Consider the following 280-nt stretch of genomic DNA (forward strand, 5'->3'; position numbering starts at 1 on the left):
TGGCCGGGTTCCGGCGGGCGGCGGGTCTGCCGGCGACTTCGCTGGCGTGGGGTGTGTGGTCGGAAGCCGCGGGCATGGCGTCCCAGCTGGGGCAGGGTGAGTTGGCCCGCCTGGAGCGGATGGGCTCCAAGGCGTTGACGACTGAGGTTGGTCTCGGTCTGTTCGACCAGGCTCTGACGTCGGACGCGGCGCTGCTGGCTCCGGTCCGGCTGGACACGGCGGTGCTGCGGTCCCAGGCCAGGGCCGGGACGATCCCGGCCGTGCTGCGCGGGCTCGCACC

1 pseudogene is annotated in these 280 nt (G+C 73.9%); it reads left to right on the top strand.

From position 1 onward, the window contains the following. Positions 1-74: 74 nt before the first annotated feature. A pseudogene (locus FVS66_RS01670) lies at positions 75-280 on the top strand (type I PKS); the annotation flags it as partial.

The sequence above is a fragment of the Streptomyces sp. TRM49041 genome (genome assembly GCF_008271805.1).
Lineage (GTDB): Bacteria > Actinomycetota > Actinomycetes > Streptomycetales > Streptomycetaceae > Streptomyces.